This is a genomic window from bacterium (assembly GCA_035380285.1).
GTDB lineage: Bacteria > Auribacterota > Erginobacteria > Erginobacterales > DAOSXE01 > DAOSXE01.
Map to the genome: position 1 here is coordinate 1 of DAOSXE010000008.1, position 16,446 is coordinate 16,446.

The 16,446-nt window shown below is 65.2% G+C and carries 15 protein-coding genes; 14 read left to right on the forward strand and 1 reads right to left on the reverse strand.

Annotated features, from left to right (window positions below; all coding sequences use genetic code 11):
• Positions 1-77 precede the first annotated feature (77 nt).
• A complete protein-coding gene (locus PLZ73_04205; protein ID HOO77071.1) occupies positions 78-818 on the reverse strand; it encodes a glycosyltransferase in 741 nt (246 codons plus the stop codon).
• 86 nt (positions 819-904) lie between these two features.
• On the opposite strand from PLZ73_04205, the gene PLZ73_04210 reads away from it, so the two are divergent.
• The 14 genes from PLZ73_04210 (at position 905) to PLZ73_04275 (ending at position 16,405) form a co-directional block, all read left to right on the forward strand.
• Positions 905-1,729: a hypothetical protein gene (locus tag PLZ73_04210; GenBank protein HOO77072.1), complete on the forward strand. Its 825-nt coding sequence runs from the start codon at positions 905-907 to the stop codon at positions 1,727-1,729.
• Positions 1,722-2,687, forward strand: coding sequence for a lysylphosphatidylglycerol synthase domain-containing protein (locus PLZ73_04215; protein HOO77073.1), 966 nt, complete (start codon positions 1,722-1,724; stop codon positions 2,685-2,687). The genes PLZ73_04210 and PLZ73_04215 overlap by 8 nt, the downstream gene beginning before the upstream one ends.
• A 4-nt stretch (positions 2,688-2,691) precedes the next feature.
• Positions 2,692-3,579, forward strand: coding sequence for a glycosyltransferase family 2 protein (locus PLZ73_04220; GenBank protein ID HOO77074.1), 888 nt, complete (start codon positions 2,692-2,694; stop codon positions 3,577-3,579).
• Positions 3,580-3,643: 64 nt separating this feature from the next.
• Positions 3,644-6,073 carry a 6-pyruvoyl-tetrahydropterin synthase-related protein gene (locus PLZ73_04225; protein HOO77075.1) on the forward strand — a complete coding sequence of 810 codons (2,430 nt, stop codon included), beginning with the start codon at positions 3,644-3,646 and terminating at the stop codon, positions 6,071-6,073.
• The gene (locus PLZ73_04230; protein HOO77076.1) at positions 6,070-7,269 is read left to right on the forward strand and encodes a hypothetical protein; all 1,200 of its coding nucleotides are present in this window, start codon (positions 6,070-6,072) and stop codon (positions 7,267-7,269) included. The genes PLZ73_04225 and PLZ73_04230 overlap by 4 nt, the downstream gene beginning before the upstream one ends.
• Positions 7,270-7,307: 38 nt before the next feature.
• A complete protein-coding gene (lpxA, locus tag PLZ73_04235) occupies positions 7,308-8,090 on the forward strand; it encodes an acyl-ACP--UDP-N-acetylglucosamine O-acyltransferase (protein HOO77077.1) in 783 nt (260 codons plus the stop codon).
• Positions 8,091-8,106: 16 nt separating this feature from the next.
• Positions 8,107-9,726, forward strand: a complete 1,620-nt coding sequence (locus PLZ73_04240; protein ID HOO77078.1) for a nucleoside transporter C-terminal domain-containing protein — start codon at positions 8,107-8,109, stop codon at positions 9,724-9,726.
• Positions 9,727-9,752: 26 nt separating this feature from the next.
• The gene (locus tag PLZ73_04245; GenBank protein ID HOO77079.1) at positions 9,753-10,403 is read left to right on the forward strand and encodes a hypothetical protein; all 651 of its coding nucleotides are present in this window, start codon (positions 9,753-9,755) and stop codon (positions 10,401-10,403) included.
• Positions 10,400-11,137 (forward strand): glycosyltransferase family 2 protein, encoded by a 738-nt coding sequence (locus PLZ73_04250; GenBank protein ID HOO77080.1) that lies wholly within the window; start codon positions 10,400-10,402, stop codon positions 11,135-11,137. Before PLZ73_04245 ends, PLZ73_04250 begins: the two co-directional genes overlap by 4 nt.
• On the forward strand, positions 11,128-11,931 hold the full coding sequence (gene rfbF / locus PLZ73_04255; protein HOO77081.1) for a glucose-1-phosphate cytidylyltransferase: 804 nt from the start codon (positions 11,128-11,130) through the stop codon (positions 11,929-11,931). The genes PLZ73_04250 and rfbF overlap by 10 nt, the downstream gene beginning before the upstream one ends.
• Complete coding sequence (locus PLZ73_04260; GenBank protein HOO77082.1) at positions 11,924-12,928, forward strand: GDP-mannose 4,6-dehydratase; 1,005 nt, start codon at positions 11,924-11,926, stop codon at positions 12,926-12,928. Before rfbF ends, PLZ73_04260 begins: the two co-directional genes overlap by 8 nt.
• A gap of 69 nt (positions 12,929-12,997) precedes the next feature.
• Positions 12,998-14,170, forward strand: a complete 1,173-nt coding sequence (locus PLZ73_04265) for a hypothetical protein (protein ID HOO77083.1) — start codon at positions 12,998-13,000, stop codon at positions 14,168-14,170.
• Positions 14,171-14,258: 88 nt separating this feature from the next.
• A complete protein-coding gene (locus tag PLZ73_04270) occupies positions 14,259-15,227 on the forward strand; it encodes a hypothetical protein (GenBank protein ID HOO77084.1) in 969 nt (322 codons plus the stop codon).
• Positions 15,224-16,405: a phosphodiester glycosidase family protein gene (locus PLZ73_04275; protein HOO77085.1), complete on the forward strand. Its 1,182-nt coding sequence runs from the start codon at positions 15,224-15,226 to the stop codon at positions 16,403-16,405. The genes PLZ73_04270 and PLZ73_04275 overlap by 4 nt, the downstream gene beginning before the upstream one ends.
• The last annotated feature ends 41 nt before the right edge of the window (positions 16,406-16,446 follow it).

Here is a 16,446-nt window from a genome sequence, read left to right on the forward strand (position 1 = left end):
GCCCCGGCGCCAGCACCGGCTCCGGGCCCGCCATCGCCCGCGCCTTGGCCAGGGCCGTTTCGCGGAGATCGTCCAATTTATCGACGGGGTCGTTCACGACCGGGTTTGCACCGGGTTTCGTACCTCAGCCTGAGTACGGTCCGGCAATAGAGTAAGGCATAGCGTAGAAAAATCAAAGGGTTATGGGTGGTCTTGGAGCTGCCGTGTTCGCGTTCGGTGTTGGAAAACGGTATCTCCAGGACGGAATGGCCGGCCAACTCGGCCCGGACCAGAAAATCGATGCAGTAATCCCCGTAGCTCCCCCGCAGGGGTATGGTCTTAAAGACGGATTTGCGGACCCGGAGGTAGCCGCTGGAGAGATCGCGGGTCCGGCAGCCGAGCAGACTGCCGGCGGTCCGGTTGAGGGTGACGCTGACGGCTTTGCGCAGGCGGGAGCGGCGTCCGTCGCTTCCGCCCGGGATATAACGGGAAGCGAGCACGATGTCGCTGCTTTCCGGTGCGGCCAGGAGCCGGGGGAGCAGGGAAGGCGGGTGGGAAAAATCCGCGTCCATCCAGACCACGGTGGAGTGCCTGGCCATGTCGATCCCGGCCCTCAGGGAGGCGGTCAGGCCGTGGTCTCTCATCCGGCGCAGGAGCCGCAGCTTCGGGGCCGCCAGCTCGATTCGGGAGACTTCCCGCCAGGTGCCGTCCGGGGAGTCGTCGTCGACCACGATGATCTCCGATTCGCGGTAAAGATGCCGCGCGATCTCCTGGATCAGCGGGCCGATGTTTTCGCGTTCGTTGTAGGTGGGAAGGATTATCGAAACCGGGCCTTTCATAAGCCGGTAACTTTAGGGAGGAACCGGCCCCGGTGTCAATTCGAGTTTTCTTCGCCGGGGTTTTGTCTTATTATTTCCGGTACGTTATGAAACATGTCAGATCGACAGCGCTGATTTTCTGTTCGATTTTCGCCGTTTCCGCCGCCGGGAAGGCCGCGGCGTCGACCATCAGCATCGTCGGCGATCTCGAATATCGGGACGGAGAAGCCGTGGTTACGGTGGTCAACCGGGGCGACGAAGAAGCCCGCAATCTGCAGGTGGAGGTTTCCTGCCTGGGGGTGAACCGGTTCGGGAAGCTCGTGCCGTCGCTCCCTTCCGGAGAGGGGATCAAGGAACGGTTCGATTTCGCCGCCGCCGCCGCCCCGCTCCCCGGAATGTACCCCATTCTCGCCCGCATCCGTTATTCGGACGCCAACGGGTACCCTTTCGCCGCTCTCATCCAGGAGCTGGTTCAGACCGGAGAGGGGAGAAGGGATTCCAGCGTCTACCTTTCCGGTTCGTCCCTCGATCTGGCCGGCGCCGGGGAGATCCAGGTCCGGCTCGCCAACCGGGGCAGTGCCCCACGCCGCTTCCGGGTGGAGTTGGCCCTGGCTCCGGAGTTCGGGGTCGAATCCCCGGTCCGGGAGATCGAGCTTCCCTCCGGTGAAGAGGCGCTGCTCGAATTCCCCGTGCGCACTATGTCCGCCCTTCCCGGAAGCGTTTATCCGTACTACCTCACCGCGGAATACGAGGAAAACGGTTTCCATTACTGCGCCGACGCCCGGGGCCGCGTGATCGTCCATTCACCCCGGGGGGGCGGCCGTTTGTTCTTCTGGGCGGCTTCGGCGGCGGTGCTGGGGGCGGTCCTGATCTTCCTGATCGTGATCGTCCGCCGCGCCGGGAGAGCGGGGAAGGGCGCCTCCGGTGTCTGATCGGATCCGGCTCGGGCGCCTGTTCTCCGGGCTGCTCGTCGCCGGTATCGTCGTTTTGCTGGCCGCGAACATCGCTTCCAACTGGGAAGAGCTGCGGAAGTACGCGGCGGAGGGGAATCTGCGGTTTTCCCCTACCGACCTGGCGTTGTCGGGTGCGTGCTTCGTTCTCGGGTTCGCGGCGCTCGTCCAGGGATGGCGCCTCGTGGTCCGGGCCCTGGGCGCGGAGATCGGTTATCCGGGGGCGTTCCGGGTGGTGGTCCAGTCGTCGATGGGCCGGTATATCCCGGGAAAGATCTGGGCGGCGGCGGGTCTGGTCTATCTGGGCCGTCGCCGGGGCGTGCCCGTCGCCGCCGGCGCCGCCGGCGCGGTTATCTCCACGGTTCTGGTGGTCATGGCGGGGCTGATCTGTTCCCTCCCGCGTTTTCTGCCCCTGGTCCCCGCTCCCTGGAACGTTCTGCTGCCGGCCGCGGCCTTCTTCCTGGCGGCGGCGCTTCTTCATCCCCGTGTCCTGGCCGCCGCCGTCGACCGGCTGAGCCGGGCCGCCGGCCGGGGCGGGTGCGGCGTTTCCTACCGCTATGGAGCCCTGGGGTCCGCCGTGCCCTTCTACCTCATCTTCTGGATCGGGCTCGGCGCCGGGTTCGTTTTCTCTCTGCGGGGAATCGGTCTCTCCCCCGCTCCCGCCGCGTCCGCCTCCGCGTACGCCTTCGCGTATGCCGGAGGGGTTCTGGCGTTCCCGGCCCCGGGAGGGGTGGGCGTCAGGGAAGGCCTGCTGGCCCTGGGCTTGAAGGGGCTCGTTTCCCCGGCCCTGGCCGCGGCCGTCGGCGTCTATGCCCGCCTCTGGTCCACGGTTCTGGAAGCGCTCCTCTTCGGTTGTTCCTTTCTCGTCGGCCGCCGTTCCGGGGTTGGGATTGACTGCGCCGCCGAAAATATGCCAGCATCCCATAATCATGACGGATAACGCGATGAAGTTGTCGGTCATCATCCCCGCGCATAACGAGGAAGAGAATATCGTTCCTCTTCTGGAAGCCCTCGAGTCCATGTTCGCCGAGTCGGGGCTCGAAGGGGAAACGATCGTCATCGACGACGGGTCCACCGACGCCACGCTGCAGCGTTTGGAGGAAGGCGGCCGGAACCGGCCCTTCCTCCGGGTGGTGCGTCACCTCCGTCGCCGGGGCATTACCGCCGCTCTCGAGACCGGTTTCGCCGCCGCCCGGGGCGAGGTTCTGGTCTTCTACCCCGCCGATCTGCAGTATCACCCCCGGGACATACCCTCCCTGGTGGCTCGGGTGGACGAAGGCTACGATATCGTCACCGGCTGGAGGCAGGGGAAATACGGGAAAAAACGGGTGGTCTCCTCGATATACAACCGGCTCTCCCGGATCTTCTTCAAGGTCTCCGTCCACGACCTCAACGGAGTCAAGGCCTTCCGCCGCGAGGTTGTCGCCGATCTCCAGTTTCAACCGGATTGGCACCGGTACCTGGTGGTGTTGGCCGCTTCCCGGGGGTGGACGGTCAGCGAGGTCAAGGTTCCCCTCTACCCCCGCCGTCACGGCAGCTCCAAGTTCAAGTCCGATAGGGTATTGCGCGCGTTCTGGGATTTCGTGGTGGTGCTCTTCGTGGTTAAATTCAGCCAGAAGCCGATGGTTTTGTTCGGAAACCTCGGCCTGATTTTCATCGGCATCGGAATGGCTCTTTCCGTCTACCTCTCTTACCTGCATTTCCTCGGGCAGAAGATCGGAGACCGCCCCCTGCTGTTGTTGGCCATTCTCCTGCTGGTAACCGGGATCCAGTTCTTCGCCCTGGGTCTTCTCGGAGAATTGATCGGCCGCCGCCGCGGCCGCCAGGACTGATCCCGACGGTCAAGCGGGATTGAGGAATTCGTGCCGCCTGCCGGCGGGGGACGGAAGAAACAAGATGGACCGACTGCGTTACCCGATCGCCGTTCTTATGGTGGCGGCGGCGGTGATTTTCTCCCTCTACATTCTCTCCCCGATTCTGGATCCCGGGTACAGCGCGGGGGGGGACGATCCGGTCCATATCTCCTACGATCTGGAGTTGAAAAAGATCCTGGAGGAGGAGGGGAAAGTCTTCGGATGGTCCTATCTTTATGGAACGGGCGCCCCCATCTTCATCTTCCGCCCCCCCGGTTTTTACCTGGCTTCGGTCCTTCTCCACGAGGGATCGCTGGGAATGATCCCGCTGGAGACGGGCCACAAGGCCGTCTATCTGCTGGCCCTGGCCCTCTTCCCCGTGGCGGTTTTTTACCTTATGCGCCGGTTCGATTTCCCCCCCCTGGCCTGCGCCGGCGCCGCGCTTTTTTCCCTGGGCCCGGTCAGCACCTGGGGCCACACCATCGATGCCTATTTCGATCTGGGCCTGGCCAAACAGGCGTTGGCGCTGCTGTTCGTGCCCTTCACCCTGGGGAAGGCTCACGGGGTCATGCGTCGCGGCGACGCCGTCTTTACGGGCTCCGTCCTCTTCGGCATTACCTTCCTCAACCACCCCTACATGGCCATGAGCGTCGCCTGGCTGATCGGCTTGTACCTCGTCCTCCATCTCTTCTCCTTTTCCCTGCGGGAGACGGTCCGGGCCGCGGCGCGGGCCGCGGTCATGATGGCGGTGGGCCTGCTGCTGATCTCGTTCTGGCTCGTCCCCTTTTATTCCTCGCCCGAAATCCACCCCACGACCGGCTACCTCTCCCAGAGTCGTCACGGATTTTCGGTCATGACGGACACGGCGGCGGGAGTTCTCGATCATTTTTTCGACGGGTCGCTCTTCGATTCCCCCAACCCGGAACCGTTCGGTGCGGGCTCGGTCTGGGCCTGGAGGGACAACTCCGGCACCGGGCGCTGGCCGGCGCTGACCTGGGCCTGTCTCGTCGGCCTGGTTTTCCTCCTCCTCGGCTTCCGCTATTTCGGGAACCTCTTTTTCCTGTGCGGGTTCGTTTTTTCCCTGCTGGTGTTCATGGGGCCGGACGACCTTCCGGTGCTGCGGTCGATCCCTTTCCAGGAGCAGTTTCAGTACATTCACTGGATCCCGGTCCCGGAGTTGTTCTGCGTCTGCAGCGCCGGTTTCGGGCTCTACTCTCTGGCCGCTCTGGGCGCTGCCGGGGCGCGGGCCCTGGCGGGGGGGCGGGGACGATGGCCGAGCGCCGTGTTCTGGGTTTCGGGGGCGGTTCTGGTGGGAGTCTTCGCGGGACCGGTCTGGAAGGATCGGCTGGAGTGGGGGGGGCGCAAGGTCCGGACCCGGGATTTCGAGACCAGAGGCGGCGTGCAGACACCCTTCAGCCTGCGGTCCCCCCCCAACCTGGAGTTCCAGCGCTGTCTCGATCTTCTGGGGGGAACCGCGCCCTTCAGCCGGTTTTACGCTTCCCCCACCTCGATCCGGTCCGGACAGGAGATCTTTTATTTCACGGTCGCTCCGGCCCTGTCGGGGCGCACCGACGTCATTTCTCCGCTCTTCAGCGGGTTGATGGGGGGGTGGAACCGGATCATCGGCTCCACCATCCGCCGGGACCTCTGGAGCAGCCGCAACCTGGTCGACCTGCTCAATATCCAGATGACGCTTACCCATCGGGACAACCTGGAAAAATTCGAGCCCGAACCGGAATTCATGGAAACCGCGTTTTCCGGGAATATCTGGGTGGCGCGGAACGTGACCGACCCCCCGGGAGCATTCGGGTTCACCGGGTCCCGGCCGGTCCTGGCTTACCTGGGGTACCGCGATTGGGAACGGACCATGGAGAGTTGGATCCGCTATTTCCGCGACCTTCCCCGGCCGGAGCGGGCGGCGTACGTTCTCCGCGCCCCCGCGGGGGCCGATCCCGGCGAGGTCGAGGGGGTCCCCGTGGGGGAATTTTCGGCTCTGCTGGTGGCGGGCGGCACGGCCTGGGATACGCCCGCCGCCCGCGGTCTGCTGGCTCGCGCCCGGGACAACGGGTTGGAAATCTTCGCCTTGTCCCCGATTCCGGGCGATCCGGCCGGCGTAACGGCAACCGACCCCGACGGCATCCCCTTCGCCCGGTTCGAGGCGCCCCCGGTAGCCTGGAACCGGGAACGGGTCGAGGAAGAGCGCGAGCGGCATCTTGTCGCCTTCGACTGCGCCGGTCCCGGCTGGCTCTACCTTAAAACCGCCTACTATCGGGGGTGGCGCGCCTCTCTGAACGGGCAGCGCGCCCCGGTCTTCTGTCTCAGTCCCGGTTATGACGCGGTCAGGGTGGGGCCCGGCGCGTCCGAACTGGTATTCGCGTATGCCGGAGCCAACCATGCCGGCCTGGGCTACCTGGTTTCGGGTCTGGCCCTGCTGGGCGGGATCGTTTCTCTGGCCCGGAGGCGTCGGCGGTGAACGCGCCGGAACTCCAGCGCCGCGACCGCGGCCGCCACCCCTTCCTGATGGCGCTGCCGATCGTCTTTCTGGTCGGATTTCTTCTCCGGCTGTACTGGCTGGAGAGCGGGCTGAAGATCCCGATTCCGATAAAGCCTCTGGCGGGGGCCGTGACCGACACCAGCCTCTTCCTCTATTGGAACCCGGTCCCCGGAGAATCGGTCCGTTACGACGTTCAGGTCGACGGAACCTCCGCCCGTTTTCAGAACCTGCTCTATGAATGGAAGGGCACGCCCGAAAACAAGCTCAAAATCAGGGAGGCTTTTCCTTCCGGCGCCGAACTGTGGTGGAGGGTGCGCAGCGCGCGCGGGAACAAGGCCAGCCCCTGGAGCCGCGCGATTTCTTTCCGGACCGCGGGTTCTCCTCTGCCCCCGCAACCGTCGCTGGAGATAACGGCCGTCGACCCGACGGCTTCGGGACTGGAGGTGGCGGGCCGGGCTTCGCTCCCGGACGGAACCGTGGTGTACATGCAGGTGGCCGACCCCGTGGACCGGGCTTCGCTGTACCGTCTGCGGGCGCGGATCGACCGGGACGGATTCCGGCAACAGCTCCCCGTGCCCCAGGGGTACGAGGGGAAAAAGCTGCTGGTCTCCGTCTCGACCTGGGCCGAGCAGCTCTACCCGGTTACGGAGACCCTGGGTGAACGGGGAGAGGCGCTGGCCCGTCGCTCTTCCGGTCCCGGGACGGTTCTCCCCGCGCTCCGGGTCTCCGCCGACCTTCCCCGGGAAGCGTCCTCGGCGTCGTCCGCCTCCTCCCGCCGTCGGTTTTCGGATTATTATCTCTCCCTCGACGTCAGGAAGGAGGAGGGGGAACTCGTTCTTTTCGGGGGGACCAATCTTCCGGAGGGGGTTCTTCTCACCGCCGCCGCCGCCCGCGTCCCCAACGGACCGCCGGCTTTCTCCAACGCCGTTCCCGTAAAGTCGGGGCGCTTTTACGCCCGCCTTAAGAGCCGCGCGGGAGAGCCGCCGCTCGGGGAGGCGGATTGGCGCGCGGAGGTCGTTTTCGATCCCCGTTTCCCCTCTTCGAACGGACCCCTGACGGATATCGACCGTCTCCCGGCCTCCGGCGAAAATACGGGCTACACCATCGGCGACGAGCGGCTGTTCGAACCGGGCGGCGAAGACTTGACCGATCCCCGCGCGGATGATGTAAACTAACGCCATGTTTTCGACCCGGATTTCCGGGAGGAGAAAGTATGAACATTCACCCAACCGCGATCGTCTCCGCCGACGCCGAGATCGACTCCGGAGTGGAGATCGGTCCCTATGCCGTAGTGGAAGCGGGAGTTTCCATCGCCTCGGGAACCAGGGTTTTCCCCCATGCTTTCCTCACCGGCCGTACCAGTATCGGGCCGGACAACGCCATTCATCCTTTCGCGGTCGTCGGCCATGCTCCCCAGGACCTTTCCTACCGGGGCGAAGATACCACCCTCGTCATCGGCGCGCGCAACACCATCCGCGAAGGCGCCTCCATCCACCGGGGCACCCCCGGCGGCGGGACGGTCATCGGCAACGACAATTTCATTATGGGTTATTCCCATATCGGGCACGACTGCCGTTTCGGGGACCGTGTTATTCTGGCCAACGGCGCGCTGGTCGCCGGCCATGTTCATATCGCCGACGGGGTTTTCGTTTCCGGGAACGTCACCATCCACCAGTTCGTCCGGATCGGCCGTCACGCCATGCTCGGGGGCCTTTCCGCCTACAGCAAGGACGTCCCTCCGTTCTGCACGGGGCACTCCGGGGTCCTCAACCAGGTGGCGGGCCTCAATGTCGTGGGCCTGCGCCGCGCCGGGTTCAGCCCCGCCGAGCGCGGCGAAATAAAGCGCGTATTCCGGACGGTTTATCTGATCGGTCTCGCCGTCGGCGCCGCGCTGGAAAAATTGGAGAAGGAAAACCTGGGCCCCCACGCCCGGCACATGGTCGAATTCATCAAAGCCTCCCAGCGGGGCATCTGCCGTTATTCCGGGGAAATCTGAACAGAAGGATGGAGCCATGGAAAGAATAATCAGTTTGATCGGAATGCTGGTCCTGGTTCTGGTGGCATTCTTCATGTCCGACAACAAACGCCGGATCAGCTTCCGCATCGTCGTTCTCGGGATCATGCTCCAGGTCGCCTTCGCCTTCGTCATCCTCCCCAACAGCCCGCTCAACCATTGGTTCAAAGCGGGCTTGGGGATGCGGGAGGCCCCCGGAGAATGGTTCTTCGCCAAGATGAACGACGTCGTCATCCGCCTTCTGGGTTTCGCCGAGGAAGGCGCCCGGTTTCTCTTCGGGAACCTGGTCAACAATAACGTGCCCGTGGCCTCCGGCGAGGTCGGCAACGGCCCCGCCTCCGCCGTCGTCGGCCGGGTGGCGGTGGTGGGGTCGTATTTCGCCTTCAACGTGCTTCCCACCATCATTTTCTTCTCCTCGCTCATGTCCGTGCTCTACTACCTGGGGATCATGCAGAAGGTGGTCGCGTTCTTCGCCCGGATCATGGAAAAGACCCTGGGCACCAGCGGCGCCGAGACCCTGTCGGCGTCGGCCAACATTTTCGTGGGCCAGACCGAAGCGCCTCTGGTGGTGCGGCCCTACGTCAACGAGATGACCTTGTCCGAATTGATGGTGGTCATGGTCGGGGGATTCGCCACCGTGGCCGGGGGGGTGATGGCGGCCTACGTGGGGATGCTCAAGGATTATTTTCCCAGCATCGCCGGCCATCTCATCTCCGCCAGCATCATGTCGGCGCCGGCCGGCATCGTCATGGCCAAGCTGATGATCCCCGAAACCGGAGAACCCAAGACCATGGGGGGGATCCGGATCAAGCTTCCCAAGACCAACGTCAACATCATCGACGCCGCGGCGTCGGGCGCCTCCACCGGCCTGCAGCTCGCCCTCAACGTCGGAGCCATGCTTCTGGCCTTCATCGCGCTTATCGCCCTCCTCAATTTCATGATCGGCCTGGCGGGTGAAGGGATCGGGGCCCTGACGGGGAGAGGAGGGGCCCGGATCAGCCTGGCCGAAGGGCTGCCCCCGGGGGTCGACGCTCGGCCCGGGGATATCGTCGTCGTCTCCGACGGGGACCGCGAAGTCGGCGAATGGCGGATCGCGGAAGTCGAGGGAAAAGAGATTTCGGTGGAGACGGATATCCCCGAGGATTTTTCGGGGTGCTCCTACCGGTTGATCGACGGCGATACCGGGGCCGTGACCGGGCAAGGCCGCGGTGCCTCGGGCCGTTCGGCGTTTCACCTCAGCCTGGAGATCATCCTGGGGTGGATTTTCGCTCCGGTGGCCTGGATCATGGGCGTCCCCTGGAGCGATTGCCAGGTGATCGGCAGGCTGCTGGGGGAGAAGATGGCGATCAACGAATTCGTGGCATATTTCAATCTGACCCAGATTCTGGCCCAGGCCCGGGAAGGGCTCCGGCCCATGCTCCAGGAGCGCAGCGTCATCATCGCCACCTACGCTCTGTGCGGCTTCGCCAACTTCAGTTCCATCGCCATCCAGCTGGGGGGAATCGGCGGCATCGCCCCCGACCGGCGCCACGATCTGGCCCGGATCGGGTTCCGGGCGATGATCGGGGGCACGCTGGCGGCGTTCATGACCGGCACGATCGCCGGGATATTCGTCTGAGGCCGCCGGTACCGGTACGACCGCCGATGAAAGCCGCCCGGTCGATCAGGGGAGCCGACGCCCGCGGGGGGGGGCAACGACCGCCGGCCGGGGGTTTACCGCCGGCGACGGCAGGCTATCTTCTCGTGGCCGCCAGCTTTTTCTTTTTCCCGGGTTCGTACCTCTCCCCCTTCCGCCAGTTTCTCTGGTGGCTGGACGCCGGCGCCCCCCCCCGGGTTTTCCCCGCCTCCTATCTGGCGGTCGGTTTCGCCCTGGTTTTCCTCTATCCCTATCTTTGGGCCCTGGGCCGGGGCGTGGCCGCCCTGGCCGGATCGAGGAACCTGGCCCGGACGGTCGACCTGGCGCTGCACGGGGCCGGGGCCGCGGTCATGCTCGCGCTCTCCCTGGTCATGATCGTGTATCGCGACGGCTTCGTCGCGCTCCCGGTGCTGATCGGGGTGGGGGCGCTCGCCCCGATCCTCTTCCTCCTGACCGCGGCCGCCTGGCGGCGCGTTCCGGGAAACGCCGGTTTTCTGACCGGCCCGGGCTGGATGGGGCTGTTCCTGCTGCTGCAGCTGGGCGTCGCCCGGGCGGTGTCGGGAGAGGGGGAGCCCGGTTGGGGCTATCTGCTCGGCGCCTTGGGGTCGGCGGATGTCGTGGCCGGCGGCTGCTTGTTCTGGAAAAGGGGGGGGCGATGAGCGAGCGCGTCCGACGTCCCGCGGTCTCTCTGGCCATGCTCTTTTACAACGAGGAGGAGTGCGTCCGCCGCGTCGTGGAAGCGATGAGGAAAGCCCTGTCGGAGGAAGGGCTGGATTTTCAGCTGCTGCCCGTCGACAACGGTTCCACCGACGCCACCCCCGGGATCATCGCCGAACTGGCGGCGGACGATCCCCGGATCAAGGTGGTTACGGTCGAGAAAAACCGCGGTTACGGCTGGGGCATCATCAAGGGGCTGGCCGCCGCGGACGGGGAGTGGATCGGGTACATGGACGGCGACGGCCAGATCGAGCCCGAAGCGTTTTTACGGCTGGCCCGCTTCCGCGGCGCCGGGTATGATATGGTCAAAATCAGAAGGGCCGGCCGTCAGGACGGGTGGCTGCGGGGCGTGGTTTCGGACGTTTACGTCATGGTGGTATGTCTGCTGTTCGATCTTCCGTTTTACGACGTCAACGCCAAGCCGCGCCTGATGCGCCGGGAATGGCTGGAAAAACTGGATCTGAACTCGAAGGACTGGTTTCTGGACGCCGAGATGCTGATCAAGGCCCGGGAATTGGGGATGACCGTCGGCGAGATCAAGGCGGCCTTCCTCAAGCGGAAACAGGGCCTGTCCAACGTCAGGGTAGGCACGGTCGGGGAATTTCTCGGCAATATCGCGCGCTATCGCTGGGGAGGAACATTAAGGATATGGAGAAAAAAGACGGGATTAAGGTAGTCATCCTCTGCGGCGGCCGGGGGACCAGGTTGGCCGAAGAGACGACCTATCGGCCCAAGCCGATGGTGATGATCGGCGACCGCCCCATACTGCAGCATATCATGGAAATCTATTCCGCCGCCGGATACCGGGAATTCATCCTCCCCCTGGGGTATAAAGGGGAGATGATCATGGATTATTTTCTCAATTTCGACCTCTACACCAACGATTTCACCCTGGAACTGGGAGACGGGCCGAAAAAAATCATTCCCCATACCAGCCGTCACCCCGGATGGAGAATCACCATGGCCCGGACCGGGGAAGATACCCTGACCGGGGGCAGGATCAAGCGTATCCGCAAGTACCTCGGCGATGACCGGACGTTCATGGTCACCTACGGCGACGGAGTGGCGGACATCGATCTGGCCGAGCTCCTGGCCGCCCATCGGCGGATGGGAAAGCTCGCCACCGTCACCGGCGTCAGACCCATCAATCGGTTCGGGGAATTGACCGTCTCCGGGGGGCTGGTCGGGGAGTTCCGGGAAAAACCTCAGACCGAACAGGGCCTGATCAACGGGGGCTTTTTCGTCTTCGAACAGGGGGTCTTCGAGTATCTCGACTTCGACGGGGCCCTGGAACGGGAACCGCTGGAACGGTTGGCCCGGGACGGGCAACTGGCGATCTACGAACACCGGGGGTTCTGGCACTGCATGGACACCTTCCGGGATATGGAGAAGCTCAACCGTTACTGGGCGGAAGGCAGCCCTCCCTGGGCGAAGCCCGCCGCCTCCGGCGGGAGGGTCGGCCATGAGTAACTCGCCGTGGACGGGGAAAAACGTCTTTGTCACCGGCTGCACCGGATTGCTGGGCGCGTGGCTGACCGAAGATCTCTACCGCCGCGGCGCGGCGGTCACCGGGTTGGTCCGGGACTGGGTGCCGGGGTCGATCCTCAACCGGGACGGCTGGCTGCGGAAGATCAACGTCGTCCGCGGCGACGTGGCCGACTACGGGGTTTTGGAACGGGCGCTCAACGAGTACGAGATCGACACCGTCTTCCATCTGGCCGCCCAGACCATCGTGGGCACCGCCAACCGCGCCCCCCTGGGCACCTTCGAATCGAACATCAAGGGGACATGGAACGTGCTCGAGGCCTGTCGGCGCGTTCCGACCGTGCGCGGGGTGGTGGTCGCTTCCAGCGACAAAGCCTACGGCAGCCATGACCGCCTGCCGTACGACGAGGAGGCTCCGCTGCGGGGCGAACACCCTTACGACGTCTCCAAGAGCTGCGCCGATCTGCTCGCCCGCAGCTACTACCTGACCTACGGCCTGCCCGTGGCCGTCACGCGCTGCGGCAATCTTTTCGGCGGCGGCGATCTGAACTGGAACCGGATCGTCCCGGGGACCATCAGGAGCGTTCTTCTCGGGGAGGCGCCGGTGATCCGCAGCGACGGCACCTTCATCCGCGATTATTTCTATGTCCGCGACGCCGCCGCGGCGTACCTTCTTCTGGCGGAGAAGCTTCCGGAAGACGGGGTCGCCGGCGAAGCCTTCAACTTCAGCAACGAGATCCAGATTCCGGTGGCGGAGCTGGTGAAGACGGTCCTGCGCCTGATGGATTCCCCGCTCCAACCGGTGGTTCTCGATCGGGCCTCCGGCGAGATTCGGCATCAATACCTGAGCGCGGCCAAGGCGCGCCGGGTTTTGGGGTGGAAGCCGCTCTTCTCCATCGAGCAGGGGTTGGGGGAGACGATCGCCTGGTACCGGGAATTTTTCCGCGAAGAAGCGGCCGCGCGCGCGGCGCGCGGGGGTTGAACCGGTGCGGCCGGCACTCCCGGTTCCGCGCCGGCCGGCGTCTCCCGGTTGTTAGGGCGCCGCCGAGCCATGGAACCGGTTCCTCCGAAAAGAAGACGTCTCCTGGTTCTGATGGCGGTGCTCTGCCTGGGGGGCGCGACCTTCCTGGGCGCGACGGCGGTCTACCTGGTCTCGGTGGCGGTCCGCGCCCGGCCTATCTATAACTATATCAAAGCCGACCGGCGGGGATGGGAAGGGAAGGTGCACGCCGCCGATCCCCGGATCGGTTTCGCTCCGATCCCCGGATCTTCGGGGGCCCATATCTTTCCCGTCGGCCCCGATATCCCCATGCGCTACGACGCCGACGGGTGCCGGATCCCCGCCGGGGGCGATCCCCGCGCCGGGTCCGACCGCGTGTTTCTGCTTTCGCTGGGGTGTTCGTATACCTACGGCGACGGGTGCCGGGCCGAGGATACCTTTACCGACGTGGTGGGGAGCACCCTCGGGCTTCGTACCGTGAACGGAGGAGTCTGCAGCTACGGACTGGCGACCATGTTGCTTCGGGCCCGCGAGCTCATCCCCCGCCTCCGGCCCGAAATCGTGCTGGTGCAGTGGTCGCCCTGGTTGTTGTCCCGCGCCAAATCTCCTTTTGCCGCCGTCTATTTCGGAGTCGTCCCCCAGGCGTATTTTTACGATACGCCGGAAGGGGTGGCCATCCATTCCCCCGTTTTCCGGGCGGTTCTGCCGGAGATACCTTTCTGGGAATGGCGCCGCACCCCCGCCTCCTGGCCGGATTTCCTATCTTTTCTCTGGCGGGGAGCCATCCCACTGCTGGTGCACGACGATTTTCACATGCTCGTCTACCGGCTGAAAAAGCTGGCGGGGCTCGTTCCTCCCCGGGGAACGAAAAATCTCGAGATCGTGCGCGCGGTGTATTCCGAGATCGACCGGCTGGCCCGGGAATACGGAGGGAAGGCGGTGATTCTCTATCTCCCCTGGCAATCCGGCCCCCCCGGAGTGCCGCCCGAACTCAGGGCGCTGGGCCTCCCCGTCGTCAACGCCATGAAACCGTTGGCGGAATATCGGGCGGCTCATCCCGGGGAGGGCTCTTTTCGGGGAATGTTCGCTCACTACCGGGGCGATCCGCCCCGGCTGGTCGATTCCCACCCCAACCCCCTGGCGCACCGCCTGATCGCCTCGGAAATCTGCCGGGAGCTGGCCCCGGAGAATTCTTCCTCGGCTGCCCGGTCCCTGAGCCCTTGACGCCCGCGGGACCGGACTTCGGTCTTTTGTCGTTTCGGGTATGATGCTATAAGAAAACGATATGCCCATCTTCCCGGGAAAGAAGAGCGTGATGTCCGACGGAACGGGCGCGGGGAGCGGCAGGCGGAAAAGACGATCGCCGGCTCCGGGCCTGATCTCTTCGGTCGCGTTGGCGGTGGCGGCTCCCCCCGCGGTCCGGTTTTCGGCGGATACCTGCGTCGAACTGGGTCTCTACCCCCAAGGCAATTCCCACGCCAGCATCGTGGTCGTGCTGGGGGCGGACTCGGCCGAGTCCGCCAGGACGGTCTGCAACCGCCTTCACCAGGCGGGGCTTACGGCCACCGTGTTTCTCGACCCCGCCGTCGCCGAACAGCTCCCCCCCCCCGCGGGTATCGGCGGGTTCGAGCTGGCTTTGGTATCCGGTCCCGGTTGGAGGGAAGCCCTGTCGCGCTTGGCTCGGGCGGGCTACGATCCGGCGGGAATGTTGGAGACCGGGGAGGAAGGCCGGCCGCCCGATGAAGCATTGGCGTATCGGGCGCTGCCGGGCGCGGCGCAGCCCCGCGTCGCCTTTCGGCCCGGCGGGAGGGGAAGCATCACGGTGGAGCTGCCGGATTCGACCGGGGAAGAGCTCGAAGAATTCGCGGCCCGGGCGGCGCTTGCCCGGGAAGACGGGGGGATACTTATCGAGACCGTCGATCTTTCCGGGCTGCCCGAAGGGACCGAGGGACTCGACCGCCTCGATCGGCGCGCGGCGGTGCTCGCGGGGGGAAAGGGGTGGAACACGACCCTGCGCGAATTCTCCCGGTGGTGGATACCCCGCCGGGAGGTGACGGTTGCCGCCGGGGTCCGGGGGGAAACGTTGGAGATCGTCTGCCGCAACCCCAGCTCCTACCCTCTCAAAAACGCCGAATTTCATATCGCCCCTTCCTGTCCGGCCCGGTTTTACCGGATCAGCGATCAAGGCGGGCGCGTCAGCGCCGAGGGCTTGGTTCCGCCGGAACGAAACGTCGCGGCTACGCTTGCAGGGGAGTCCGGGGCGGGAGGGATAGCGCCATGATCCGCTGGGCGGCGACGGCATGCGCGCTCCTGATCTTCTCCGGAACCTCACCGGGGGAGGAATATCCCCCTCCGGCTCACATGCGCCCGGTCGTTCCCGGTTGCGCCTACGGGACGGTGAACCTTCCCGAGCGTAAGCTCGTCTACCATCTGGTGGAGGTGGACTTGAGCCTGGGGCCGGCGGTCAGGGCCTTGGAGGCGCGGGGCCGGGGGGAGACCGTCTCCGGGCTGGCCCGGCGCGTTCTCCGGGAAGGGCAGCCCCTGGTGGCCTGCATCAACGGAGATTATTTCGATCAGATCGACGACGGGACCATCTTTCCCTGGGGAATATTGGTTTTGAACGGGGAACTGGCCTACTCCCCCTCCCGGCGCTCGGCTTTGTACGTCGGCGCCGACGGCAAGGCCGGGATAGACGTTTTTACCCTGCGGGCGACGTTGTCCCCGGCCGAAGGCGGGGGAAGTCTGCCCGTCGAAGGCGTCAATCAACCCCCCTCCGCGGCCGGCTCGGCTTATCTCTATACGCCGCGCTGGGGCGCCTCCACCCCGGAGTTCTCCCGAGGCCAGGCGCTGGTTTTTTCGGGAGCCCCCCCGCGCTGCGGCGCCGACTCGGACCTGACCGTGGTGGGGCGGTTGCGGATGCCGGTTCGGGTCCCGATCCCCCCGGACGGTTGCGTACTCGTCGTTCCCGGGAAGCAAGAGGCGCTTGCGGGTTTCGAACTGGGCTCCCGGGCCGTCCTCGCCGTGGCGTCGCCCTCCGGAATCGTCTGGGCCCTCGGCGGCGGCCCCCGTCTGGTACGTGAAGGAAGGATCAGCTTCGAACACGCTCGGGAAGGGTTCGTTTCGGGCCAAGGCGCGTACATGGTGCTGGGCCGTCATCCCCGCAGCGCGGTGGGGGTCTCCGCCGATGGAAGCAAGCTGTTGCTGGTGGCGGTGGAAGGGAGAACCGAGGCCAGCGAGGGCATGAAACTGGACGAATTCGCCGCCCTGCTCCAGGCCCTGGGCGCCGCCGACGCCATGAGTTTCGACGGCGGCCGTTCGGTGGGGCTGTGGGCGGGCGGCGAAGACCTGGTGACGGGCGGCCGGGAGGTCTGCGACGCGTTGGCAGTGGTGGAAACCGGAGAAGGGCGTCCAGCGCCGACCGGTACGAAAGGCATTGCGGACCCGGTTAAGATAGAGTAAATTAAAAAAAATATGTTCATTTTTCATTGTCGGTTTTTGGA